General features: G+C 61.8%; 20 protein-coding genes and 2 tRNA genes. 5 read left to right on the top strand and 17 right to left on the bottom strand.

The annotated features are described in order from the left end of the window. Window positions 1-32: 32 nt before the first annotated feature. A complete protein-coding gene (gene rlmB / locus CXK91_RS11655) occupies window positions 33-788 on the bottom strand; it encodes a 23S rRNA (guanosine(2251)-2'-O)-methyltransferase RlmB (RefSeq protein ID WP_103456232.1) in 756 nt (251 codons plus the stop codon). Further along, window positions 785-3,286: a ribonuclease R gene (gene rnr, locus CXK91_RS11650; protein ID WP_103456231.1), complete on the bottom strand. Its 2,502-nt coding sequence runs from the start codon at window positions 3,284-3,286 to the stop codon at window positions 785-787. Before rnr ends, rlmB begins: the two co-directional genes overlap by 4 nt. A 204-nt stretch (window positions 3,287-3,490) precedes the next feature. On the opposite strand from rnr, the gene CXK91_RS11645 reads away from it, so the two are divergent. Further along, a tRNA-Leu gene (locus CXK91_RS11645) sits at window positions 3,491-3,577 on the top strand. 115 nt (window positions 3,578-3,692) lie between these two features. Then, window positions 3,693-3,779: transfer RNA gene (locus CXK91_RS11640), tRNA-Leu, on the top strand. Between the two features lie 161 nt (window positions 3,780-3,940). Here the strand turns inward: CXK91_RS11640 and CXK91_RS11635 are convergent. From CXK91_RS11635 to CXK91_RS11585, 11 genes are all read right to left on the bottom strand, one after another. Beyond that, window positions 3,941-5,236, bottom strand: coding sequence for an adenylosuccinate synthase (locus CXK91_RS11635; RefSeq protein ID WP_103456230.1), 1,296 nt, complete (start codon window positions 5,234-5,236; stop codon window positions 3,941-3,943). A gap of 89 nt (window positions 5,237-5,325) precedes the next feature. Further along, window positions 5,326-6,513 (bottom strand): ATP phosphoribosyltransferase regulatory subunit, encoded by a 1,188-nt coding sequence (locus CXK91_RS11630; RefSeq protein ID WP_103456229.1) that lies wholly within the window; start codon window positions 6,511-6,513, stop codon window positions 5,326-5,328. 282 nt (window positions 6,514-6,795) lie between these two features. Then, window positions 6,796-7,662 (bottom strand): protease modulator HflC, encoded by an 867-nt coding sequence (gene hflC / locus CXK91_RS11625; protein WP_103456228.1) that lies wholly within the window; start codon window positions 7,660-7,662, stop codon window positions 6,796-6,798. Next, the gene (hflK, locus tag CXK91_RS11620) at window positions 7,662-8,843 is read right to left on the bottom strand and encodes an FtsH protease activity modulator HflK (RefSeq protein ID WP_103456227.1); all 1,182 of its coding nucleotides are present in this window, start codon (window positions 8,841-8,843) and stop codon (window positions 7,662-7,664) included. The genes hflC and hflK overlap by 1 nt, the downstream gene beginning before the upstream one ends. 98 nt (window positions 8,844-8,941) lie before the next feature. Then, window positions 8,942-10,243 carry a ribosome rescue GTPase HflX gene (gene hflX, locus CXK91_RS11615; RefSeq protein ID WP_103456226.1) on the bottom strand — a complete coding sequence of 434 codons (1,302 nt, stop codon included), beginning with the start codon at window positions 10,241-10,243 and terminating at the stop codon, window positions 8,942-8,944. Between the two features lie 11 nt (window positions 10,244-10,254). Further along, a complete protein-coding gene (gene hfq, locus CXK91_RS11610; protein WP_003283098.1) occupies window positions 10,255-10,509 on the bottom strand; it encodes an RNA chaperone Hfq in 255 nt (84 codons plus the stop codon). 93 nt (window positions 10,510-10,602) lie between these two features. Then, window positions 10,603-11,574: a tRNA (adenosine(37)-N6)-dimethylallyltransferase MiaA gene (miaA, locus tag CXK91_RS11605; protein ID WP_103456225.1), complete on the bottom strand. Its 972-nt coding sequence runs from the start codon at window positions 11,572-11,574 to the stop codon at window positions 10,603-10,605. Window positions 11,575-11,656: 82 nt separating this feature from the next. After that, window positions 11,657-13,534: a DNA mismatch repair endonuclease MutL gene (gene mutL / locus CXK91_RS11600; RefSeq protein ID WP_103456224.1), complete on the bottom strand. Its 1,878-nt coding sequence runs from the start codon at window positions 13,532-13,534 to the stop codon at window positions 11,657-11,659. Next, window positions 13,531-14,946 (bottom strand): N-acetylmuramoyl-L-alanine amidase, encoded by a 1,416-nt coding sequence (locus CXK91_RS11595; RefSeq protein ID WP_103456469.1) that lies wholly within the window; start codon window positions 14,944-14,946, stop codon window positions 13,531-13,533. The genes mutL and CXK91_RS11595 overlap by 4 nt, the downstream gene beginning before the upstream one ends. A 17-nt stretch (window positions 14,947-14,963) precedes the next feature. Further along, window positions 14,964-15,434, bottom strand: coding sequence for a tRNA (adenosine(37)-N6)-threonylcarbamoyltransferase complex ATPase subunit type 1 TsaE (tsaE, locus tag CXK91_RS11590; RefSeq protein WP_103456223.1), 471 nt, complete (start codon window positions 15,432-15,434; stop codon window positions 14,964-14,966). Continuing rightward, entirely contained in the window at window positions 15,422-16,912 is a 1,491-nt protein-coding gene (locus tag CXK91_RS11585) for an NAD(P)H-hydrate dehydratase (RefSeq protein WP_103456222.1), read from the bottom strand. The genes tsaE and CXK91_RS11585 overlap by 13 nt, the downstream gene beginning before the upstream one ends. A gap of 74 nt (window positions 16,913-16,986) precedes the next feature. Between CXK91_RS11585 and queG the strand changes: the two genes are divergently transcribed. After that, window positions 16,987-18,060 (top strand): tRNA epoxyqueuosine(34) reductase QueG, encoded by a 1,074-nt coding sequence (gene queG / locus CXK91_RS11580; protein ID WP_103456221.1) that lies wholly within the window; start codon window positions 16,987-16,989, stop codon window positions 18,058-18,060. Between the two features lie 21 nt (window positions 18,061-18,081). On the opposite strand, the gene ftsH is transcribed toward queG, so the two are convergent. The 4 genes from ftsH to mpl form a co-directional block, all read right to left on the bottom strand. Further along, window positions 18,082-19,929: an ATP-dependent zinc metalloprotease FtsH gene (ftsH, locus tag CXK91_RS11575; protein WP_103456220.1), complete on the bottom strand. Its 1,848-nt coding sequence runs from the start codon at window positions 19,927-19,929 to the stop codon at window positions 18,082-18,084. Window positions 19,930-20,018: 89 nt separating this feature from the next. Continuing rightward, the gene (locus CXK91_RS11570) at window positions 20,019-20,309 is read right to left on the bottom strand and encodes a YceK/YidQ family lipoprotein (RefSeq protein WP_103456219.1); all 291 of its coding nucleotides are present in this window, start codon (window positions 20,307-20,309) and stop codon (window positions 20,019-20,021) included. A gap of 1 nt (window position 20,310) precedes the next feature. Beyond that, window positions 20,311-20,940: a flavin prenyltransferase UbiX gene (gene ubiX / locus CXK91_RS11565; protein ID WP_103456218.1), complete on the bottom strand. Its 630-nt coding sequence runs from the start codon at window positions 20,938-20,940 to the stop codon at window positions 20,311-20,313. A gap of 171 nt (window positions 20,941-21,111) precedes the next feature. Further along, the gene (mpl, locus tag CXK91_RS11560) at window positions 21,112-22,461 is read right to left on the bottom strand and encodes a UDP-N-acetylmuramate:L-alanyl-gamma-D-glutamyl-meso-diaminopimelate ligase (protein WP_103456217.1); all 1,350 of its coding nucleotides are present in this window, start codon (window positions 22,459-22,461) and stop codon (window positions 21,112-21,114) included. Window positions 22,462-22,664: 203 nt separating this feature from the next. Here mpl and yiaY point away from each other — a divergent pair, with 203 nt between their 5' ends. Next, on the top strand, window positions 22,665-23,813 hold the full coding sequence (yiaY, locus tag CXK91_RS11555) for an L-threonine dehydrogenase (protein ID WP_103456216.1): 1,149 nt from the start codon (window positions 22,665-22,667) through the stop codon (window positions 23,811-23,813). Window positions 23,814-23,967: 154 nt separating this feature from the next. Beyond that, window positions 23,968-25,488, top strand: coding sequence for an acetaldehyde dehydrogenase ExaC (gene exaC / locus CXK91_RS11550; protein WP_103456215.1), 1,521 nt, complete (start codon window positions 23,968-23,970; stop codon window positions 25,486-25,488). The last annotated feature ends 75 nt before the right edge of the window (window positions 25,489-25,563 follow it).

The following is a 25,563-nucleotide window of genomic DNA, read 5'->3' as shown; positions in this document are numbered from 1 at the left end:
TTCAGATAAGCGACAGGCGAGGGCTGCGGGGATCAGCCAGCAGCCTTCACACTCGTGCGCTGACGCAACGCCTCGAACAGGCAAACGCCAGTAGCCACGGAAACGTTCAGGCTGCTAACGCTTCCTGCCATGGGCAGCCGTACCAGGTAGTCGCAATGCTCACGGGTCAGGCGCCGCATACCGCGACCCTCCGCCCCCATAATAAGAACGATGGGGCCCTTGAGATCCTGATCGTAAAGCGATTGCTCGGCCTCACCCGCCGTCCCGACAACCCACAAACCACGCTGCTGAAGCTTCTCCAGCGTACGCGCAAGATTGGTCACCGCTACCAGCGGGATAACCTCAGCCGCACCGCACGCGACCTTACGCACTGTGGCGTTGAGCGTTGCCGACTTGTCCTTGGGCACGATTACCGCAAGCGCACCAGCGGCATCGGCGGTTCGCATGCACGCCCCGAGATTGTGCGGATCGGTGACGCCGTCCAGCACCAGCAACAACGGCGGCCCGTCCGCACGGTCGAGCAGTTCCTCGAGCATGGCCTCGCCCCAGACCTGACTCGGACTGACCTCAGCCACAACGCCCTGATGAACGCCTTCAACCCAGGCGTCCATTTCTCGACGCTCACACTGTCCGACACTGACGCGCGCCTGCGCCGCCAGCTCGATCAGCACCTGAGCCCGCGGATCACCACGCCCTTCGGCAAGCCAGACCTGCTTGACGCGCTTTGGATGGTGGCGCAGCAACGCTTCCACAGCGTGCAAGCCGTAGATCTTCTCCAGCTGACTCATGGCTTGGCCTTGCGCTTTCTGGAACCGCTGCTCGCACCGGACGGCTTATCAGCCGACTTTGCAGCAGACTTAGGTTTGGCAGAGCCCGACCGACCCTTGGTACCGGTCGATTTCTCACCCTTGTCCTTTCTGCCGCCCTTGGCGTCCGCCATGAGGGCCTTCTTCAGCTCACGGCTTTTACGCACATCAGCATTACCAGGCTCCCGGCCGCGCCCCTCGCCATCTCGCTGCCCCGGTGCAGTCTTGCTGCCGCCACCGATCAGCTCGAAATCGATCTTGCGCTCATCCAGGTCGACACGCATGACACGCACCTCGACGCTGTCACCGAGACGGAAACTACGCCCGCTGCGTTCGCCGGACAGGCGATGGTGCAGCGGATCGAAGTGATAGTAATCGCCCGGCATCGCCGTGACATGTACCAGACCTTCGACGTAGATATCCGTCAGCTCGACGAACAGACCGAAGCCGGTCACCGCCGTAATGACACCCGGGAAGCTCTCGCCAACCCGATCCTTCATGAACTCGCATTTGAGCCAGTTGGTGACGTCGCGGGTAGCCTCGTCAGCACGCCGCTCGGTCATCGAGCACTGCTCGCCCAACTGCTCCAGCGCCGCCTCGTCGTAAGGATAGATACGCGCCTTCGGCATGCTGGTCGCGCCCTCACGGCGCACGTGCGGCGTATCGCGACGGGAACGGATGACGCTGCGGATAGCCCGATGCACCAGCAGGTCAGGATAGCGCCGGATCGGTGAAGTAAAGTGCGCATAGGCTTCGTAGTTCAGACCGAAGTGCCCGTGATTCTCGGCGCTATACACCGCCTGGCTTAGTGAGCGCAGCATGACCGTCTGGATGACATGGAAATCTGGACGACCCTGAATCTGCTCCAGCAGCGCCTGATAATCCTTCGGCGTCGGCCCTTCCTTGCCCTTGTGCAGGGACAAGCCGAGCTCGCCCAGAAATGCGCGCAGCTTTTCCTGGCGCTCCAGCGGCGGCGCATCGTGAACACGATAGAGCGCGGGGATCTCATGCTTCTGCAGGAACGCCGCTGTGGCCACGTTGGCGCAGAGCATGCATTCCTCGATCAGCTTGTGCGCATCGTTGCGCTCGGTAGGCTTGATCTCGGCGATCTTGCGGTCGGCACCAAAGACGATGCGCGTTTCCTGGGTTTCGAAATCAATCGCACCGCGGGTATGACGCGCCTTGAGCAGTACCTTGTAGAGCGAATAGAGCTGCTTGAGATGCGGCAATACTTCGGCGTACTCACCGCTGAGCTGCTTGCCCTCGCTGGACTTGGGCTGCTCGAGCATCGCACTGACCTTGTTGTAGGTCAGCCGGGCGTGGGAGTGGATTACCGCCTCGTAGAATTGGTAATCGGTCATCTTCCCAGCTTTGCTGAGGGTGACCTCGCAGACCATCGCCAAGCGGTCGACCTGCGGATTGAGCGAGCAAAGACCGTTGGAGAGCTCTTCGGGCAGCATTGGCACGACACGCTCGGGGAAATAAACCGAATTGCCGCGAACCAACGCTTCCTTGTCGAGGGCAGAGTCGACTTTCACATAATGCGAAACGTCGGCAATGGCCACATACAGTCGGAACCCGCCGGTCAGCACTTTCCAACCACCCAACTTCTCGCAGTAAACCGCGTCGTCGAAGTCGCGTGCATCTTCGCCATCGATCGTCACGAACGGCAGATGGCGCAGATCGACACGCTTGTGCTTGTCCTTTTCTTCGACTTCAGGCTTGAGTCGCGATGCTTCTTTGAGCACCGCCTCCGGCCAGACATGCGGAATATCGAAGCTGCGCAGCGCCACGTCGATTTCCATTCCCGGGGCCATGTAGTTGCCGATCACTTCGACAATGTCACCCTGCGGCTGGAAGCGCTGAGTCGGCCAATGAGTGATCTTCACCTCGACGAACTGACCGGGCTTAGCGTTCAGCGCCCGACCCGGCGTAACCAGCACTTCCTGCTGGATCTTGGGATTGTCGGGAATGACGAAACCGACATCGCTCTCGACGTGATAGCGCCCGACGATGCTTTCATGGGCGCGGCTGATCACTTCAACGACTGCGCCTTCGCGTCGACCACGGCGATCAAGGCCGGCGACTCGTGCCAGACAGCGATCGCCATCGAAGACCAGACGCATCTGCGCAGGACTGAGAAACAGGTCGTCGCTACCATCGTCGGGGATCAAGAACCCAAAACCGTCACGATGGCCACTGACGCGACCGCAAACCAGGTCCAGCTTGTCCACCGGGGCATAGGTGCCACGCCGGGTGTAGATCAGCTGACCATCTCGCTCCATCGCCCGCAAGCGGCGACGCAGCGCTTCGATATCCTCTTCGGACACCAGCCCGAACTCTTCGACCAGCTGCTCGCGGGCGGCAGGCGAACCGCGCTCACTCAAGTGCTGAAGGATCAGCTCGCGGCTAGGAATAGGGTTGTCATACTTTTCCGCTTCACGAGCGGCCTCGGGATCGAGGGATTGCCAATCGGCCATTAAGAGATGTCACCTTTCATTCATTTATAGGGACAGAACGTCCTCTATCTATTGAAGCGCGAATTGCTCTCTGACGGCAGCTTTCACGCGAATTATTTTTCGCCATCAGGGGTTTACAAGGCAATACCTCAGCCGTATAGTTCGCGCCCACAATGTCTGGTAGACGTTGTAACACGGAAACGGCTAAGTATCATCGTTTCCCGTGCCCAGGTGGCGGAATTGGTAGACGCACTAGGTTCAGGTCCTAGCGGTGGCAACACCGTGGAAGTTCGAGTCTTCTCCTGGGCACCATTTTCAAATGATACCCGCCACGCAGTGACGAGTATCATGCAAGACGAAGAATGCCAACTTCGACCGATCAGATCGGTAAAACGGCAAAAAAGTCGGTGAGCGATCATCGCAATGTGCCCAGGTGGCGGAATTGGTAGACGCACTAGGTTCAGGTCCTAGCGGTGGCAACACCGTGGAAGTTCGAGTCTTCTCCTGGGCACCACTCTTCAAGAAAAAACCGAGCCTATGGCTCGGTTTTTTTCGTTTAAGCACCCAGCCAACCGACGCACTCATCGAGCGAGCCCAAGCCGATCTCGTTCTCTTCAGCGCACACCCGCACACAGCAAAAAACCGCCCGAAGGCGGTCTTTTGCTGAGTCCGTAATCAGGCGTACGGATGACGCAGCACGATGGTTTCGTTGCGATCCGGACCGGTAGAGATGATATCTACCGGCGCCTGAACCAACTCTTCAAGACGCTTGATGTACGCACGGGCACTGGCAGGCAGCTCGTCCAGGCTTTTGGCACCAACGGTTGACTCGCTCCAGCCGGGCATGTCTTCGTACACCGGCTGCAGGCCATCGTAGCTGTCGGCATCGGTCGGCGCATCGACCAGCACATCACCGTTGCGATCCTTGTAGCCCACGCAGATACGGATGGTTTCCAACCCGTCGAGCACATCGAGCTTGGTCAGGCAGATACCGGAAATGCTGTTGATCTCGATAGCGCGACGCAGAATTACCGCATCGAACCAGCCACAACGACGCGCACGACCGGTAGTCGAGCCGAACTCATGACCACGCTCGGCAAGACGAGCCCCGATGTCGTCGAACAGCTCGGTCGGGAATGGACCGGACCCCACACGCGTGGTGTACGCCTTGGTGATACCCAGAATGTAGTCCAGGTAAAGTGGACCAAAGCCCGAACCAGTGGCAGTGCCGCCAGCGGTAGTGCTGGAGCTGGTCACATACGGATAGGTGCCGTGATCAATGTCCAGTAGCGAGCCCTGAGCACCTTCAAACATGATGCAGGCACCCTGCTTGCGCAACTCATGCAGGCGAGCAGTGACATCGGTGATCAACGGCTTGAGGATTTCGGCATAACCGAGCGCCTCGTCGAGGGTCTTCTGAAAATCAACCGGCTCGACCTTGTAGAAGTGTTCCAGCACGAAGTTGTGATATTCAAGCAACTCGCGCAGCTTGACCGCAAAGCGCTCGGGATTGAAAAGATCAGCAATGCGCAGGCCGCGGCGCGCCACCTTGTCTTCGTACGCCGGCCCAATACCACGTCCAGTGGTGCCGATCTTACCTTCCGAGCGCGAAGCTTCGCGCGCCTGATCCAGCGCCACATGATAAGGCAGGATCAAGGTGCAGGACGGACTGATACGCAGGCGCTCACGCACCGGCACACCCTTTTCCTCCAGCTTGGTGATCTCACGCATTAGTGCATCGGGAGCGACCACTACGCCATTGCCGATCAGGCATTGCACGTTGTCGCGCAAAATGCCGGACGGAATCAGGTGCAGCACGGTCTTCTCACCGTCGATGACCAGAGTGTGACCGGCATTGTGGCCGCCCTGGTAACGCACGACCGCAGCCGCCTGATCGGTCAGCAGATCGACGATCTTGCCCTTGCCCTCATCACCCCACTGGGTGCCCAGGACCACGACGTTCTTACCCATAACCCTTTGTCCTCTTCGGCGAAGCATACCGGCCGCAACCGGCGATAATCGAAACCAGGTCGGCACCGCAACGCGCGGTACCGCAACCATCAGGAAGTCAGCGAGACTACCGTCCAGACACCATTACTTAGCAGCAACTGCCGATCACAGCCCAGCTGCGCGGCGTCGCTGTGCGACTGCCCGTCGAGCGCCTGCACGACACGTTCGCCCTCGCGGCGCAACCGACGGACCGCACTCCACAATTCGGCCTCTTCGCCCCCGGGGGCCCAGATACCCGTTACAGGTACCGAAAGATCAGCGTTGCCCAGACTGACCAGCGTCTTCAGATCTGTAGAGAAGCCCGTCGCCGGCCGTGCACGCCCAAAATCGGCACCAATGTCATCGTATCGACCACCTTGTGCGATCGACTGCCCCACACCCGGAACGAACACGGCGAATACCGCTCCAGTATGGTAGTGATAACCACGCAATTCACCCAAATCGAAATACAGCGGCACGCCCGGATAGCGCATGGAGAGCTGGTCGGCGATCGCTGTCAGCTCTTCGAGCGCTTTCTGCACGTCGTGCGGCGCCTCAGCCAGGACGGCGCGCGCCTCATCGAGCACCTCACGACCACCGCATAGCCTTGCCAGCGCGCGCAGCATGCCAGCCAATGCCGGATCGAGCGCAGCGGTCAACTCAGCAATTTCATCCATCGCCTTGCGCTGCAGCGCATCGAAAAGGCGCTGCTCGACGTCACCATCGAGCGCGGCGGCCTTGGCCAACCCCCGATAGATGCCGACATGTCCCAGATCCATGTGCAGGTCAGGCACAACGGCCAGCTCGAGCATTTCCAACATCAAGCTGATGACTTCAATATCACTGGAAGTAGACGCGTCGCCGTATAGCTCAGCGCCGAGCTGAATCGGGCTGCGGGAAGTGGACAAGGCCTGGGGCTTTGCGTGCAGGACGCTGCCGGCGTAGCACAGACGACTAGGACCTTCACGACGCAGGGTATGAGCATCCACTCGCGCCACCTGAGGCGTGATGTCCGCACGCAACCCCATCTGCCTACCGGAGAGCGGATCGATGACTTTGAAGGTGCGCAAATCCAGATCCTGCCCGGAGCCAGTAAGCAGCGACTCGAGGAACTCCACGTGCGGGGTGATGACCAACTCGTAGCCCCAGCGCTGGAACAAGTCCAGCACGCGCCGACGCGCTGTTTCGATACGCGCCGCCTCTGGCGGCAGCACCTCTTCGATGCCATCTGGCAAAAGCCAGCGGTCTACCGTTGCCATTCGCGAAATCACCTCTCGTTCCGGTAAGCCCAGACGAAAACCGCGGCAGCAGCCTCAGCTGGCCATCGGTCGCGTGCAGTTGTATTCGAATCATGGCATCCGAGCCACGCCCCTGAGGGGATCGGCATGACCACTGCATGCCTGGGATAGCCTGCGACCTCTGGGGCACAGACGCAAAAAAGCCGGGATTTTCCCGGCTCGCGGATCATAGCAATCTTTTCCCCACCGGTCACCCGGCGACACTCTCGTGTCACCGGGAAACCTACTGGGCGCCATGAAGCGCTACTTGCTGCTTTCCAGATAGCGGAAGAAGTCGCTCTTAGCATCGAGCACCAACACGTCTTCCTTGCTGGAGAAGCTTTCTCGGTAGGCCTGCAGGCTGCGGTGGAACGCATAGAACTCCTGATCCAGCCCGTACGCCGAGGCATAGATCGACGCAGCGCGCGCATCGCCATCACCGCGCAACTCTTCAGCCTCGCGGAACGCCTCGGCCAACAGTACCCGCCGCTGACGATCAGCATCGGCACGGATGCCCTCCGCAAGCTCCTTACCTTTGGCGCGATGCTCACGAGCCTCGCGCTCACGCTCGGAGCTCATGCGCTCGAACACGCTTCGGTTCACTTCGCGCGGAAGATCGATGCCCTTGACGCGCACGTCGACGACTTCGATACCAAGCTCCTGCTGAACGGCGCGATTCAGGCTGGTAGTTACCTGAGCCATCAACTCGTCACGCTGCCCAGATACCGATTCATGCAGCGTCCGCTTACCGAACTGGTCGCGCAGGGCCGCCTCAAGACGACGAGCCAGACGCTCGTCAGCGATCTGCTTCACACCCGAAGTAGCAGTGTAGAAACGCTCGGCATCATCCACACGCCATTTGGCATAGGAGTCGACCATTAGCGCTTTCTTCTCCAAGGTCAGGAAGCGCGAGGTGGTGGTATCCAGCGTCAACAGTCGCGCATCGAACTTGCGCACCGAGTTCACGTACGGAATCTTCATATGCAGACCCGGCTTCACGTCAGGTTCGACGATCCGACCAAAGCGCAGCATCACCGCACGCTCTGTCTGCGAGACGATGTAAAAGCTGTTCCACAGGACGATCGCGAGCACCACACCCACAATCAGGGCCGTAAGGGATTTATTGCTCATCAGCGACTCTCCCTCGTACGAACTTCACGTGGATCCAGCTCCGGCGGCAGGCGAGTGCCCTGAGTCGCCGCGCCCGACGCAACCCCAGCAGGGGCCGGCGTGCTCGCGCCACGACTATTGATCATCTTGTCCAGCGGCAGATAGAGCAGGTTCTGCCCACCATCACCGCTAACCATGACTTTGCTGGTGTTGCTCATGACTTCCTGCATGGTTTCCAGATACAGACGCTCGCGCGTAACTTCCGGCGCCTTGCGATACTCGGCGACCAGCTTGCTGAAGCGGTCAGCCTCACCCTGGGCGCGAGAAATCACCGCATCGCGATAACCACTGGCTTCTTCCAGCATCCGCTGGGCCTGACCACGAGCCTCAGGGATGACCCCGTTGGCGTAGGATTCGGCCTGATTCTTCTCACGCTGCTCATCTTCACGCGCACGAATCACGTCATCGAACGCTTCCTGCACTTCGCGCGGCGCAGCCGCACTCTGAAGGTTGACCTGCGTGACAACGATACCGGTACTGTAGTTGTCGAGGAATCGCTGCAGACGCTCCTTGACCTCACCAGCCATGACCTCACGGCCCTCGGTGAGCACCTGGTCCATAGCAGTCGAACCCACCACGTGGCGAACGGCACTGTCGGTGGCGTGCTGCAAGCTCACCTCAGGCTGATCGACGTTGAGTACGAAGGACTGCAGATTGCTGACCTTGTATTGAACGGTGAGCGGCACCTCGATGATATTCTCATCCTCGGTGAGCATCTGGCCCTGCTTGCTATAGGAGCGCTCGCGGGTGACGTTCTCCTGGAACTTGCGATCAATCGGCGGGAAATAGATATTGAGGCCCGGACCGACCGTTTCGTGATACTTACCGAAGCGAAGCACCACTGCCTGCTCCTGCTCGTCGACGATATAGATGGCATTGAACAGCCATACCGCCAGCAGCACGACCAAAGCAATCCAAACCAAACCAAAGCCGCCCCGCTTGCCGCTGCCGCCAAGGTTTCCGCCACCACGCTTCTTGCCACCGAACATGCCGTTCAGGCTGTCCTGTAGCTTACGGAAAGCTTCATCGAGATCCGGCGGGCCCTTCTGGTCGCCACCGCCACCGCGACGACCACCGCCACCACCACCACTGCCCCAGGGATCCTGGTTGTTCGAGTTGCCACCCGGCTCATTCCAAGCCATAGCGCTCTCCATTCTAATAAAGCTTAAGGCGCGCCCACGGCGCGCCCACCAATGCTACAGAAAGCCCCTAACGACCGGCGAAATTGCCGACGGAGGCTTTATTGCAAAGTGTGTTGCGCGATGAACTCATCCACGCGCAACCCTTCGCGACTGATCAAACGGTTCAATTCGATTCGAGGCAGACGAACTTCCAGCAGACTGCCACCTTCTTCATCATGTGTCTCGCGCTGAACAGCGCTGAGCTCGAAGAACTGGGCGCGCAGCCGACCAAGCCTCTGCGGCAAGCAAAGAGTACCGACAAACAGGTCATTGCCCAGCAGCTCGGAGATCGCCTGGCGAACCAGATCCATACCCAATCCATCCCGCGCAGACACCCAAACACGTTGCGGTCGACCATCAGCATCGCGCTGGATCTGCGGCTCGATGCCGTCCATCAAGTCAAGCTTGTTGTAGATTTCCAGCATCGGTAGCTCGTTTGCGCCGATCTCAGCGAGAACTGCCAGCACCTGCTCGATCTGCTGATCGCGTTCGGGCTCATGTGCGTCAATGACATGCAGCAGAAGATCGGCGTTGCTCGACTCCTCCAGCGTTGCCCGAAACGACTCCACCAACTTGTGCGGCAGATGGCGAATGAAACCTACCGTGTCAGCCAGAATCACCGGACCGATATCGTCCAGTTCCAGCCGGCGCAGGGTCGGATCGAGGGTGGCAAACAGCTGATTGGCCGCGTACACGTCGGACTCGGTGAGCGCATTGAACAGCGTCGACTTGCCCGCGTTGGTGTAGCCGACCAGAGAAACGGAAGGAATATCAGCCCTGCGACGACCACGCCTGGCTTGCTCGCGCTGCCCGCGAACCTTCTCCAGCCGCTGCTTGATCTGCCGGATGCGCACACGTAACAGTCGACGGTCGGTTTCCAGCTGCGTCTCACCCGGACCACGCAGACCGATACCGCCCTTCTGTCGTTCCAAGTGAGTCCAGCCGCGAACCAGGCGCGTACTCATGTGTTCGAGCTGCGCCAGCTCGACCTGCAGCTTACCCTCATGGGTACGCGCACGCTGGGCGAAGATATCCAGGATCAGACCAGTACGATCAAGCACGCGACACTCGAGAGCACGCTCGAGGTTACGCTCCTGGCTGGGCGTTAGCGTGTGATTGAAGATCACCAGCTCGGCCTCGCCATCCTTGACGAGGTCATGCAACTCTTCGACCTTGCCGCTGCCGATCAGGAACTTCGCCGATGGCTGATGCCGGGGCACATTGACGAAGCCAACCGCCTCGGCACCAGCCGAGCGCGCCAGCTCCTGGAACTCCTGAGGGTCCTCGCGCGCCGCGGGGTCCTGGCCATCCAAATGCACCAGGATAGCCCGCTCGCCGCCACCGGGACGTTCGAAGAACAAAGAAACCTACCTCAGTCGTTGCCCGACTCGGATTGCTCGGCATCACCAGCGGTCGGCAGGCGCACTGGGCGACCTGGAACCACAGTAGAAATGGCGTGCTTGTAGACCATCTGACTGACGGTGTTTTTCAGAAGAATGACGAACTGGTCGAAGGATTCAATCTGACCCTGCAGCTTGATGCCGTTGACCAGATAGATGGAAACCGGAACGCGTTCCTTACGCAGTGTGTTGAGGTAAGGGTCTTGTAGCGAATGCCCTTTTGACATGTGCCGCACTCCTTAGAGGATCTGTTTTCATTAGTGTTCTAAAAGTACAACCGACGATCCACTTGTCTGAGAATAGACGGTCAATTTGCAGTGTCAGCTCAATATGGAGAGCGATTGCAGGTATTTCAATGCGCGCGGCAGATTGTCGCGGGACAAACTGTCCAACCAGTGCAACTCCCCCCAGCTTCGCAACCAAGTGAATTGCCTTTTGGCCAGTTGCCGGGTCGCGATGATGCCGCGTGCAACCATTTCCTCTCGGGACGATGATCCGTCCAGGTATTCCCAGACCTGACGATAACCGACCGCTCGAATCGACGGCATGCCAAGGTGCAGATCCCCGCGGTGCCTCAGGGCTTCGACCTCTTCGACAAAGCCCTGTTCAACCATGTGCACGAAACGTCTTTCGATACGCTCATGCAGGATGTGGCGTTGCGCCGGAGCGATGCACAATTGCGCCACAGTATAAGGCAAGACTCCTGAGCCTGGAGCGTCTGCGACGGCTTTTTGCGACCTTTGTCGGGCGCGGTGCTCGCTCATGGTCGATCCACTGATGCGATATACCTCCAACGCTCGCACCAAACGCTGCGGGTCGTTGGGATGAATTCGCGCCGCAGATTCAGGATCGACCTTCGCCAACTGATCATGCAGCGCCTGCAGGCCCTCGGCTGCAGCCAGCGCCTCGAGTTCGGCGCGCACCAGTGGATCGGCCGCTGGCATGTCGGCCAGGCCTTCCTGCAACGCCTTGAAATACAACATGGTTCCGCCAACCAGGAGAGGAATGCGGCCGGCAGCGGTTATTTCTGCCATGGCTGCCAACGCATCGGTACTGAACTCGGCCGCCGAATAGCTCTCGGCCGGGTCTCGAATGTCTACCAGGCGGTGCGGAAACTCTGCCAACACTTCAGGGGAAGGCTTCGCCGTCCCGATGTCCATGCCTCGATAAACCAGCGCCGAATCAACGCTGATCAGCTCGCAAGGCAGCACACGAGCCAGCTCCAGCGCGAGATCGGTTTTGCCCGATGCGGTCGGGCCCATGAGAAAGATGACAGGTGGCAGGGAAGACATCGACAGGCTCGGCGGGCATGGCCGCATAGTTTCCGGCGGCAGACTGCAGGCTGCAAGCATCGCAAGCTGCAGCAAAGGTTGATCAGCGGCCGCGCAGGAAAAGCTTATCCAGCTCGTCCATGCCGAGCTGCGTCCAGGTGGGACGCCCATGATTGCATTGCCCGCTGCGCTCGGTGTGCTCCATGTCGCGTAGCAAGCCGTTCATCTCGGGCAGAGTCAGCCGCCGATTGGCGCGTACAGCACCGTGGCAGGCCATGGTCGCCAAAAGTTCATTGAGATGCGCCTGAATCCGGTCACTGGTGCCGTACTCCAGCAGATCAGCGAGCACGTCACGCACCAACTGAGTGGCCTGCGCCTGCTTGAGCAGGGAGGGCGTCTGCCGAATCGCCAACGTCTCCGGGCCCAGCCGCTGCAGCTCAAAACCAAGCTTCTGGAACCATTGGCCGTGCTCTTCGGCACAATCAGCCTCACGCTGGCTGACTGCGATGGATTCAGGCACCAGCAGTGGCTGACCGCGTAGCCCTTCGCTGGCCATTGCGGTTTTCAGCCGCTCATAGGTAATACGCTCATGGGCCGCATGCATATCGACCAGCACCATGCCTTGAGCGTTCTCAGCGAGGATATAGACCCCTTTGAGCTGCGCCAGCGCATACCCAAGCGGCGGGACGTCATCCTGGCTGGCCGGCAAAGCAGCGGAGCCGCTCTCGGGTAGCGGCGTGAAAAACTCACGATAGGCGCCCTGGGCTTCGGCGGTGTAGCCCGCGGGCGCAGGCCTTGGTGCCTGATAGCCGGCGCCAGCGCCGCGCCAGGCAGGCGCCTCGCCCTGCGGCCGCTCCAGCACGCTCGCAGCCAGGCTCATTTCGTTTTGGCCCGAAAACTCGCCAGCGGCCAGTCCCGACGCTTGGGTCATCGACGTCACACTCGCCGGTGCCGCCAGCTGGTCCTCCGGGCGCACATCTCCTAGCGCGCGATGCAACGTGCCGTAGAGGAAGTCATGCACCATGCGGCTGTCACGGAAGCGCACCTCATGCTTGGTCGGATGTACATTGACGTCCACCACCGCAGGGTCGACATCGAGGAAGAGCACGAAGGTCGGGTGTCGTCCATTGAAGAGTACGTCGCGGTAGGCCTGACGCACGGCATGGGCGACCAGCTTGTCGCGCACCATGCGTCCGTTGACGTAGAAGTACTGCAAATCCGCCTGACTGCGCGAGAACGTTGGTAGCCCAACCCAGCCCCACAACCGCAACCCGTTGCGCTCGATCTCGATAGGCAGCGCCTGTTCAAGAAACGCTGAACCGCAAACCGCTGCCACCCGTCGCGCACGCGATGCATCGTCACTGGCCTGATGCAGCGCCAGCACTGCTTTGCCGTTATGACGCAGATGGAAGGCAACGTCGAACCGCGCCAGCGCCAGGCGCTTGATTACTTCCTGCAGGTGGTCGAACTCGGTTTTCTCGGTGCGCAAAAACTTGCGCCTCGCCGGCGTATTGAAGAACAGGTCGCGGACCTCGACGGAAGTACCGACGGGATGCGCCGCGGGCTGCACTCGCGCTTCCATTTCCCGCCCTTCGGTTTCCACCTGCCAGGCTTCGCCGGCGTCAGCGGTACGCGAGGTCATGGTCAGACGCGAGACGGAACTGATCGAAGCCAGCGCTTCGCCACGAAAGCCCAGGCTCATGACCCGCTCAAGGTCTTCCAGATCGCGAATCTTGCTAGTGGCATGGCGGGCCAGGGCTAGCGGCAGGTCATCCTGCGCAATGCCGCAACCGTCGTCGCGCACGCGTAACAGCTTCACTCCGCCTTGCTCGACATCCACCTCGATTCGAGTCGCGCCGGAATCAAGGCTGTTCTCCAGCAACTCCTTGATCACCGAAGCCGGGCGTTCGACCACCTCACCCGCGGCGATCTGGTTCGCCAACCGCGGACTGAGCAGCTGGATGCGCGGAGTATCGGTCATGGCTGGGAAGCCAGCGTGGTAGCGGGGATATTCAGGGTTTGACCGACCTTGATCACGTCATTGCTGAGGCGATTTGCACTGCGCAAGGCAGCCAGACTGACTTGATAGCGCTGGGCAAGCAGCGCCAGGCTTTCGCCCGAGCGCACGACATGCTCGCGGGGCCCCGCTGCAATCTTGCCGGAATCGCGCAGCCAGGCAATGTAGGTGCCTGGAGGCGGATTCTCGTGGAAAAACTGCCGCACCCCGCTATGGACAGACCGCGCCAGGGCTTGCTGATGGCTGGAGGTCTGCAGCTTCTTCGCCTCGGAAGGGTTCGAAATGAAACCTGTCTCTACCAGGATCGATGGAATATCCGGAGATTTCAGCACCATGAAACCGGCCTGCTCGACACGACTTTTGTGTAACCGAGTGATGCGCCCCATGTTGCTCAGCACTTTCTGCCCGACGTTGAGGCTGGAAGACAACGAAGCCGTCATCGACAGGTCCAGCAGCACGCCTGCGAGCATCTGATCCTTGTCGCCAAGGCTCAGGTTACCAGCGCCACCGATCAGGTCCGAGCGGTTCTCGCTGTCGGCCAGCCAGCGCGCAGTTTCCGAGGTGGCGCCGCGGTCGGAAAGAGCGAACACCGAGGCTCCATACGCCGCCGTGCGGGGAGCAGCATCGGCATGGATCGAAATGAACAGATCGGCGCCTTTCTTACGGGCAATCTCGGTCCGCTTGCGCAACGGAATGAAGTAATCCCCGGTACGCACCAGTTCGGCGCGGAAGCCTTTTTCAGCGTTTATCTGGCGCTGCAGCTCCTTGGATATCTGCAGCACCACATGCTTTTCGTAGACCTTGCCCGGCCCGATCGCTCCCGGGTCCTCGCCACCGTGGCCGGCGTCGATCGCGATCACGATGTCACGCTTTCCGCCAGGAGTTGCGGGCAGCTTTACTGCCGGCAGGGTCGGCGAAACGGGTGCGACAGGGGTAGCGGGCGTAGTGGTAACCGGCGGCTGGGTTGCTGCACGGGCCGAACTCGCCTGATCGAACAAGTCGACCACCAGGCGATGGCCATACTGTTGATTCGGCGCGAGGCTGAAACTCTTCGGCGAAACGGGCGCGTGCAGGTCGACCACCACGCGCAGTGTATTGGCATCATGCTGACCAGCGCGCAAGGCAGCGACCGGAGTGTTTTTTAGAGCAAGCTGGTCCAGTTGAGCCTTCAGCGTGGCACCAGTCACATCAATGACCAGCCGATCAGGCGCGGTGAGCGTGAATATCTTGTGCTCGACCGGCCCGGACAGATCGAACACCAGGCGGGTGTTATCCGGCGCGCGCCACAGACGCACACTCTGCACATCGCTGGCCGCGAAAAGGTCCGTTGCCAAGAGCAACAGCGCCAAGCCGCCAATCAGGGTGCGAATGCGCATACCCAAACCCATGTTATTCATAGTTCTCCGTCGGTCAGGGCGGCACACCAGGCTTCGCCCCGCACAGTATGGGGCGACAGGCGCAGCGTACGGCCGGCCTCATGCGGCGTAATGGTAATGTCCATGTCGGCCTTTGGCAAAACGCCGGCACCGCGCTCCGGCCACTCGATGAGGCACAAGGCGTTGCCCTCGAAATAGTCGCGAATGCCAAGAAACTCCAGCTCTTCCGGATCGACCAGCCGGTAGAGGTCGAAATGGAAAACCTGCACATCGCCCAGTTCGTAAGGCTCGACCAGCGTGAAGGTGGGGCTCTTGACCTTGCCTGCATGGCCAAAACCGCGAATCAGCCCCCGCGACAGCGTGGTCTTGCCCGCCCCGAGATCACCGTGCAGATAGATTACGCCACGACCGCCACTTGCCTGAGCAATACGGGCACCAAGGGCGAGCATCGCCGCTTCGTCCTCGGCATACAGAATCACTTCAGACATGGCGACTGCTCCTCGAGCAACTGTCGGATAACAGGAATCAGGTCGCTGGCGGCCAGCCCACGCCCCTGCTCACCCAAGCGCTCACCAGCGGCGGCATGCAGCCAAGCAGCCAGGCAGCCAGCGTCGAATGGCATCAAGTCCTGCGCCAGCAAGGCACCGATCACGCCGGCCAGCACATCGCCGAGGCCGGCACTGGCCATCGCCGGATGGCCGCGATCACAAAGCGCCAGCCGCCCGTCTGGATCAGCGACCAGCGTGCCAGCGCCCTTGAGCAACGCCACGCAGCCAAAGCGCCGGGCCAGCGCGCGAGCTGCAGCGGCGCGATCAGCCTGTACTTCAGCGACCGAGCATTGCAGCAGCCGGGCCGCCTCGCCAGGATGAGGCGTGATCACGCTTCCTGCCGGCAATTCGACGGCACCAGCCGCCAGCAGATTCAAGGCATCGGCATCCCATACCTGCGGCGCCTGACGCTGCGCCGCCAACGACAACAAGCTACGTCCCCATGGCGCCTGGCCAAGGCCGGGGCCGACCACCAGCACATCGGCGCGCTCGACCAGCGCCGTCAGGCCGTAGGTCGACTCGACGCCACTGCACATGATTTCCGGACGGCGCACCAGCGAAGCGGTGACATGCTCCGGACGCGTTGCCAGCGTCACCATGCCCGCACCGCAGCGCAACGCCGCCTCGGCACTAAGCAGTGCGGCGCCGCCAGTTCCCAGATCGCCGCCAATCACCAGCACCTGACCGAAGCTGCCCTTGTGCGCCACCGGCGAGCGCGGCGCAACGCGTATCAGCGAGCCGTGGTCCAGGCGTACGGCCTCGCTCGCCACCTGCGCGACGATAGCCGGATCAGCCTGCAGATCATCGAACACCAGCGTGCCGACGCGATCAGGACCATCCGCGGTGAACAGGCCCAGCTTGAGCCCTATGAAGGTGACGCTCAGATCGGCGTGCACCGCATGGCCCAGCACCCGCCCAGTGTCGGCACAGAGACCGGAAGGCAGATCGATCGCCAGCACCGGCAACCGACTGGCATTGATCGCCTGGATCGCAGAGGCATACGGCTCACGCACGTCGCCGGCGATGCCGGTGCCCAGCAGCGCATCCACCAGCACGCCCTGCAACGACGCCTCGGAGTGCCAGGGCTCGATGGCCACGCCACATGCCTGCGCCTCGGCCCGAGCCTGCGCGGCATCGCCCTGCAACGCCTGCGGATCACCGACCGCGAGTACGACAACCCGCCAACCGGCGCGTTGCGCCAGCGCCGCGACCAGATAGCCATCGCCGGCGTTATTGCCACGTCCGGCCAATACGGTAACCGCACCTGCATCCGGCCAGCGCCGGCGCAGCGCACGCCAAGCGGCATGGGCGGCACGCTGCATCAATTCGAAACCAGAAGTGCCATCGGCAATCAGGCGCGCATCGAGTTCGCGCACCTGGGCGGCGGTGTACAGAGCGACGGGCAGGGAATCGGTCATCGGAGCAGGGATCATCGCGGCGGAATGTCTGGCAGAATTATACGCACCCACCCACCAAGTCGCCCTATTCTCCGATGTCCAGTCCTGCTCTCGATCCAACCGCCCTCTCTGCCTCCATCAAGGAGTGGGGCCGTGAGCTCGGTTTTCAGCAGGTCGGCATCACCGATGTCAACCTCGGCGAGCATGAGGCGCACCTGGAAGCCTGGCTGGCGGCGGGCTATCAGGGCGAGATGGATTACATGGCTGCCCACGGCAGCAAGCGCTCACGACCTGACGAGCTGGTGCCCGGCACGCTGCGGGTGATTTCCCTGCGTATGGACTACCTCCCCGGCGACACGCGCATGACCCAGCAGCTCGCCAGTCCGGAAAAGGCCTACGTGTCGCGTTATGCGTTGGGCCGCGACTACCACAAGCTGATCCGCAAACGCATTCAGCAACTGGCCGAGCGCATTCAGCAGGTGGTCGGCCCATTCGGCTTCCGTGCATTCGTCGACAGCGCGCCAGTACTGGAGAAGGCCGCCGGGCAGCAGGCCGGGCTCGGCTGGATCGGCAAGAACACCCTGCTGCTCAACCGCAAGGCCGGCAGCTGGTTCTTTCTCGGCGAGCTGTTCATCGATATTGCCCTGCCGGTCGACGAACCGACGACCCGCGACCACTGCGGCAGCTGCCATGCCTGTCTGGACGCCTGCCCCACCGACGCCTTCGTTGGCGAACGGCTACTCGATGCGCGGCGCTGCATCTCCTACCTAACCATCGAACTCAAGGGGCCGATACCGCTGGAGCTGCGCGACAAGATCGGCAACCGCGTATTCGGCTGTGACGATTGCCAGATCGTCTGCCCGTGGAACCGTTTCGCCCGCCCCACAGAGCAAAGCGATTTCCAGCCACGCCACAGCCTGGACAACGCCGAGCTGGCGACACTGTTCCGCTGGACAGAAGAAGAATTTCTCAGCCGTACCGAGGGCTCGCCGCTGCGCCGCGCCGGGTACCAGCGCTGGCTGCGTAATCTGGCGGTCGGCCTGGGCAATGCGCCCTCGAGCATCCCGGTGCTCGAAGCGCTCGAAGCTCGCCGCGACGATCCGTCAGAGCTGGTGCGTGAGCATGTCGAATGGGCGCTGATGCAGCATGCCCGGCGCGAGCCCGGTTGATCGCCGGACCTTCAGACAGCATCAGATCCGAGCAGTCACCTGAGCCGGATCGCTGGCCGGCGTAGCATTGAGTTCGCGCAGCTCTTCGGCATCCAGCGTCTCCTGCTGGAGCAACCGCCGAGCGCAGCGCTCAAGTAGTTCACGCCGCGCTTCGAGCAGCTCCAGGCTGCGCTGGAACGCGGACTGGACCAGCTCCCGTATTTCCTCATCGATGGCGGTTGCGGTGCTCTCGGCATAGTCGTGCTGCGGTTTGAGCCCGAGCATTGCTTCATTGCCCAGAAACGAGTTCGGTTCGCGCTCCAGCGCCAGGTGGCCGAGGCGTTTGGACATGCCATAGCGGGTGACCATGGCGCGGGCGATGTCGGTAACCTTGGCCAGGTCGTCCGCCGCGCCGGTGGACAGGTGGGCGAACACCAGCCACTCCGCGGCGCGCCCGCCGAGCAGTACGGCCATCTTGTTTTCCAGCTCCTCTCGGGTCATCAGGAAACGATCCTCGATCGGCCTCTGGATGGTGTAGCCCAGCGCGCCCATGCCACGCGGAATGATCGACACCTTGTGCACCGGGTCGACCCCAGGCAGCGCCATGGCCACCAGGGCATGACCCATTTCGTGATACGCGACGATCTCGCGTTCGCGCGGGTTGAGCAGGCGGTTGCGCTTCTCCAGCCCGGCAATGATGCGCTCGATGGCCGCGGTGAAGTCTTCCATCGCCACCGCCTCGGCATTGCGCCGGGTCGCCAACAGGGTCGCCTCATTGACCAGATTGGCCAGATCGGCACCGGTGAAGCCCGGCGTGAGCGCGGCAATGGCCTGCGGATCGACATCGATGCCCAGGCGCGACTTCTTCAAATGCACATTGAGGATCTGCACCCGCCCGACCTTGTCGGGCCGATCCACCAGCACCTGACGGTCGAAGCGGCCGGCACGCAGCAATGCCGGGTCGAGAATTTCCGGCCGGTTGGTGGCAGCCAGCAAAACCAGTCCGCTGGAGGTATCGAAACCGTCCATTTCCACCAGCAGCTGGTTGAGCGTCTGCTCCTTCTCGTCATGCCCGCCAGATAGCGGCCCGGCGCCGCGGGCGCGACCAAGGGCGTCCAGCTCGTCGATGAAAATGATTGCCGGCGCCTGGGCTCGCGCCTGTTCGAACAGATCACGCACCCGCGCCGCACCAACGCCGACGAACATCTCGACGAATTCGGAGCCGGATATGGAGAAGAACGGCACCCTCGCCTCGCCTGCAACGGCCCGCGCCAGCAGCGTTTTGCCAGTGCCGGGCGGACCGACCAGCAGCACACCCTTAGGCATACGCCCGCCCAGGCGACCGTAAGTCTGCGGGTCGCGGAGGAATTCGATGATTTCCTTGAGTTCGTCCTTGGCCTCGTCGACGCCGGCGACATCAGCGAAGGTCACTTTCATGTCGGTTTCGACATAGACCCGCGCCTTGCTCTTGCCGATCTGCATCATGCCGCCGCCACCCAGGCCACTGCCGATGCGCTTGAGCAGGAACAGCCAGATACCGAAGAACAGCATCGCCGGCACGATCCACGACACCAAGTCGCGCACCAAGGTGCTTTCAACCTTGCCGGTGTAGCGCACTGGATACTGTTGCAGATGCTCGGCCAACTGCGGCTCGACGCGATTGCTGATGAAACGGCGCTGACCGCTGGCCAGCGGCTCCTTGAGCAGCCCCTCGATGCGACGCTCGGTGATAGCCAATTCCTCGACACGCCCTTCCTTGAGGTGCTGTTCGAACTCGCTATAGGGAATGGTCGCCACCTCCTGCTGCACAGACAGCAGATACTGGATGCCGAGGAACACCAGGATGGCGATCATCCAGTAATTCATGTGGAACTGAGTTCGGTCTTTCACACCTTTTCTCCTTGTGCCGCAAGACTTGGAAATTATGCCTGCTGCGCAAGAGGCCAGCCTGAACCCAGATCAGTAATGCTGCACGCAGCTCAAAGTCCGCCGCGCACGCCGAGCCCGACACCCAGCTCCGCAGCCACGGCGAAGGGCAGCAGCAGCGTATCCAACAAGGCACTGGCGGGAAGATCCAGTGCGGGATATTTCGGTGGCATGGCACCAAAGCGGTCAATTGGGCAGCAGCCGCCATTGAGGCTGTACCAATCCAGGCGTGTGCCGGAATAAATGATCGGTGCGCCGGGCTTGGCGGCATCCAGCGTGCGCACGCTGGCACAGCCGCCGAGGAGACTCAGCGTTGCCAGGACCAGCAGCGCTCGGCCGATCATCTCAATCGTCGCTGACGATATGGTGCTCGCCCCAGCGCGGCAGCATGTCCTGCGGGATGTTGAGCAGGTTGAGAATACGCGCGACGACGAAGTCGACCAGGTCATCAATTGTCTGCGGCTGGTGATAGAAGCCGGGCGACGCTGGCAGGATGGTCACGCCGAGGTTGGATAGCTTGAGCATGTTCTCAAGATGAATGCTCGAATACGGCGCCTCACGCGGCACTAGAATCAGCTGGCGGCGCTCCTTGAGGGCGACGTCCGCGGCGCGCTCGATCAGATTGTTGCAAGCGCCAGCAGCTATCGCCGACAGCGTGCCGGTGGAACATGGCACGACCACCATGGAAGTCGGCGCACCGGAACCAGACGCCGGCGGTGCCATCCAGTCTTCCTTGGCGAATACGCGGATCTGTCCGGCCGCCGCGCCGGTGTATTCGGAGAGAAAGGCCTGCATGGCCTGCGGCTTGGCCGGCAGCACCACGTCGGTCTCTGTGGCCATGACCAGCTGCGCCGCCTTGGAGATCAGAAAGTGCACTTCGCGGTCTTCCTGGATCAGGCAGTCGAGCAGGCGCAGGCCGTACTGCGCCCCGGATGCGCCGGTCATGGCCAAGGTGATGCGTTCCGGTCCGTTCATACATTTGTTCCCTTGTAGCCGCTTGGTCATATTCGGGCGGGCTGAAGCGGAACGCCGCCCGGCCCACCCTACTTGCTGATGCGATCCGCGTGGAAATACCTTCGGCGATTTCCACCCTACCCACGGTCATCGTAGGGTGGAAAACCGCGAAGCGTTTTCCACCTTGAGCAATCAGCTCAACGCCACAGCCAACTTGCCGTGCAACCCACCGAAACCGCCATTGCTCATGACCACCACCTGGGTACCCGGCGCGGCGTCGGCCTTGACCTTGGAGATGATCGCCTCAAGCGAATCGCACACGGTGGTCGGCACGGGCGAGCCGGCGACCGTTGCAGCCAGATCCCAGCCGAGATTGGCCGGCGCATACCAGATAGCCTGATCCGCCAGCGCCACGGACTCGGCCAGGCCCTCGCGGTGCGCACCGAGTTTCATTGAATTGGAGCGCGGCTCGACCACGGCAATGATCGGCGTATTGCCCACCTGCTTGCGCAGCCCGTCGAGGGTGGTGGCGATGGCGGTCGGGTGATGGGCGAAGTCGTCGTAGATGGTCACACCGTTGACTTCGGCGACCTTCTCCATGCGTCGCTTGACGCTCAGAAACTCGCTCAGCGCCTCGGCGCCCTGCTTCGGCAGCACGCCCACATGCCGCGCCGCGGCAAGCGTCGCCAGGGCGTTGTTGACGTTGTGCAGGCCCGTCAGCGCCCAGTCGACCACACCCTGCACGGCACCTTCGAAAATCACTTCGAAGCGCGAACCGTCGGCACTCAACAGATTCGCCTGCCATTGCCCGCCGTCTCCGGTGGTCTGCACCGGCGTCCAGCAGCCCATGCCGATGACGCGCTTGAGCGCCGTTTCGGATTCGGGGTGGATGATCAGCCCTTCGCTCGGCACGGTGCGAACCAGGTGGTGGAACTGCCGCTCGATAGCCGCGAGGTCCGGGAAGATGTCCGCGTGATCGAATTCCAGGTTGTTGAGGATCGCCGTGCGCGGGCGGTAATGGACGAACTTGCTGCGCTTGTCGAAGAAGGCGCTGTCGTACTCGTCCGCCTCGACCACGAAGAACGGTGTGCCGCCGAGGCGCGCGGAGATACCGAAATTCTGCGGCACCCCACCGATGAGAAATCCCGGGCTCATCCCCGCATGTTCCAGCACCCAGGCCAGCATGCTGCTGGTGGTGGTTTTGCCGTGAGTGCCGGCAGCAGCCAGCACCCAGCGGCCCTGCAGGACGTGATCGGCCAGCCACTGCGGGCCGGACACGTATGGCAAACCCTTGTTCAGCACATATTCCACGGCCGGGTTGCCACGCGACAGCGCGTTGCCGATCACCACCAGATCTGGCGCCGGCTCGAGCTGGCTCGGCTCGTAGCCCTGGGTCAACTCAATGCCCTGCGCTTCGAGCTGGGTGCTCATCGGCGGATAAACGTTGGCGTCAGAGCCGGTAACACGATGCCCGAGCGCCTTGGCCAGCACCGCGAGCGACCCCATGAAGGTGCCGCAGATGCCGAGAATATGGATATGCATGGATGCCCTCAAAACCGGTGAGACCCACTGAAAACTGCGGCGCAGGTTAGCACAGCAGGCCATCCCAGCCGACCAGCCGCCGTTAGTCAGACGCAGGGCTGAAACGCGACTGATCGGTCACCTTCTTGAGCCAGATCATTTCGCCCTCCGGTCCAGATGCGATGCTGCAAGAACCACTTTCAGACAAGCACAAGGGATTCTCCATGAGCAGCACCTTCTTCATACCCGCAGTGAACATGATGGGCGCCGGAAGCCTCGATGAAGCGATGGGCGCCATCGCCAACTACGGCTTTCGCAAAGCGCTGATCGTCACCGATGCAGGGCTGGCGCGTGCAGGCGTCGCTGAAAAAGTTGCGGCGCTGCTGGCTGCCGCGGATATCCAATCGGTCGTATTCGATGGCGCCCAACCCAACCCAACCGTGGGCAACGTCGAAAAGGGCCTGACCCAGCTGCGCGAAAGCGCGTGCGATTTCATCATCTCTCTCGGCGGCGGCTCGCCCCATGACTGCGCCAAGGGCATCGCCCTGTGTGCCACCAACGGCGGCCACATTGCCGACTACGAAGGCGTGGACCGCTCTGCCAAACCGCAACTGCCACTGGTGGCGATCAACACCACCGCCGGCACCGCCAGCGAGATGACTCGCTTCTGCATCATCACCGACGAAACCCGTCACGTAAAAATGGCCATCGTCGACCGCAACGTCACGCCGCTGCTGTCGGTGAACGATCCGGCATTGATGGTAGCCATGCCCAAGGGGCTGACCGCCGCTACCGGCATGGACGCGCTCACCCATGCGGTAGAAGCCTATGTATCGACCGCCGCCACGCCGATCACCGACGCCTGTGCGCTCAAGGCCATCGAACTGATCTCGGCAAACCTGCGTACCGCCGTCGAGAACGGCAGCGACATGCCAGCCCGGGAAAACATGGCCTACGCGCAATTCCTCGCCGGGATGGCGTTCAATAACGCCTCGCTGGGCTACGTTCATGCCATGGCTCACCAGCTCGGCGGCTTCTACGATCTGCCGCATGGTGTCTGCAACGCCGTACTGCTGCCCCACGTGGAGAGCTACAACGCCAGCGTCTGCCCCGAACGCCTGCGCGACATCGCCACCGCGATGGGCGTGGAGACCCGTGGCCTCGATGCCGCCCAGGGCGCCGAGGCCGCACTGGCGGCAATCCGCACCCTGTCGAAGGACATCGGCATTCCGGGCGGGCTGGCTGAGCTTGGCGCCAAGGCCGATGACATCCCAACCCTGGCTGCCAACGCCATGAACGATGCCTGCGGCCTGACCAACCCACGCCGCGCCACGCAAGAGGAAATCGAAGCCATCTTCCACAGCGCACTCTAACTGCCTGGGCCGGGGCTTTTTGCTCCGGCCCAGCCCAGCGGCAGCCTTCGCTTTGCCGCTTCAAAAAGTGCCCTCGGCCGCCCGCGACAGTATTCAACTCCTGATCTACGCTTTGTGCAGCGAATCTCCATCCAAGAACAATCTGGAGCCCCCCATGATCTACGCCCCTCCCGGCACCGACGGTGCCATCGTTACCCTCAAGGCCCGCTACGGCAACTTCATCAATGGCAAGTTCGTCGAGCCAATCAACGGGCAGTATTTCACCAACCTCTCTCCGGTTAACGGACAGCCGATTGCCGAGTTTCCGCGCTCCGACGCCGCCGATATCGAGAAAGCCCTGGACGCCGCCCATGCAGCTGCCGACGCGTGGGGCAAGACCAGCGTACAGGCGCGCTCGCTGATCCTGTTGCAGATCGCCGATCGCATCGAGCAGAACCTGGAGATGCTCGCCGTCACCGAAACTTGGGACAACGGCAAGGCCGTGCGTGAAACCCTGAACGCCGACATCCCGCTGGCGGCTGACCACTTCCGCTACTTCGCCGGCTGCATCCGCGCTCAGGAAGGCACCAGCGCCGAGATCGACGAGCACACCGCCGCCTATCACTTCCACGAGCCGTTGGGCGTGGTCGGGCAGATCATCCCGTGGAACTTCCCGATCCTGATGGCCGCCTGGAAGCTCGCCCCGGCACTCGCCGCCGGCAACTGCGTTGTGCTGAAACCCGCCGAGCAGACCCCCTTGGGTATAAGCGTGCTGATGGAGGTGATCGGCGACCTGCTGCCACCGGGCGTGCTCAACGTCGTGCAGGGCTATGGCCGTGAAGCAGGCGAAGCGCTGGCAAGCAGCAAACGCATCGCCAAGATCGCCTTCACCGGCTCCACACCGGTCGGCTCGCACATCATGAAGCGCGCCGCAGAGGCCATCATCCCGAGCACCGTGGAGCTGGGCGGCAAGAGCCCGAACATCTACTTCGAAGACATCATGCAGGCCGAGCCTACCTTCATCGAGAAAGCGGCCGAAGGCCTGGTGTTGGGCTTCTTCAACCAGGGCGAGGTGTGCACCTGTCCGTCCCGCGCACTGGTGCAGGAATCGATCTACGCGCCCTTCATGGAAGCGGTGATGAAGAAGGTTGCACAGATCAAGCGCGGCGACCCGCTGGATACCGACACCATGGTCGGTGCGCAAGCCAGCCAGCAGCAATTCGACAAGATCCTGTCCTATCTTGAGATCGCCAAGCAGGAAGGCGCCGAAGTGCTCACTGGCGGTGCGGCCGAGAAACTCGAAGGCTCGCTCGCCACCGGCTATTACATCCAGCCGACGCTGCTTAAGGGCACCAACGAGATGCGCGTGTTCCAGGAGGAGATCTTTGGCCCGGTGATCGGCGTCACCACCTTCAAGGATGAAGCCGAAGCCCTGGCCATCGCCAATGACACCGAGTACGGACTCGGTGCTGGCGTCTGGACCCGCGACATCAACCGCGCCTACCGCATGGGCCGGGCAATCAAGGCGGGCCGTGTCTGGACCAATTGCTACCACCTCTACCCGGCACACGCGGCGTTCGGTGGCTACAAGAAGTCCGGCGTCGGTCGCGAAACCCACAAGATGATTCTCGACAGCTACCAGCAGACCAAGAACCTGCTGATCAGCTACGACATCAACCCACTGGGCTTCTTCTGATGGATCGGCGCGGGTGGCACACGTCGCCCGCGCCTTGAACAAGATACCTGCCGGGCTCCGCCGTGGTGCTGTGGA

It is taken from the genome of Stutzerimonas stutzeri, from assembly GCF_002909485.1.
Taxonomy (GTDB): Bacteria; Pseudomonadota; Gammaproteobacteria; order Pseudomonadales; family Pseudomonadaceae; genus Stutzerimonas; species Stutzerimonas stutzeri_AH.
The sequence above is the reverse complement of the archived record's forward strand: the minus strand, read 5'-3'. Positions and strand labels throughout refer to the sequence as shown.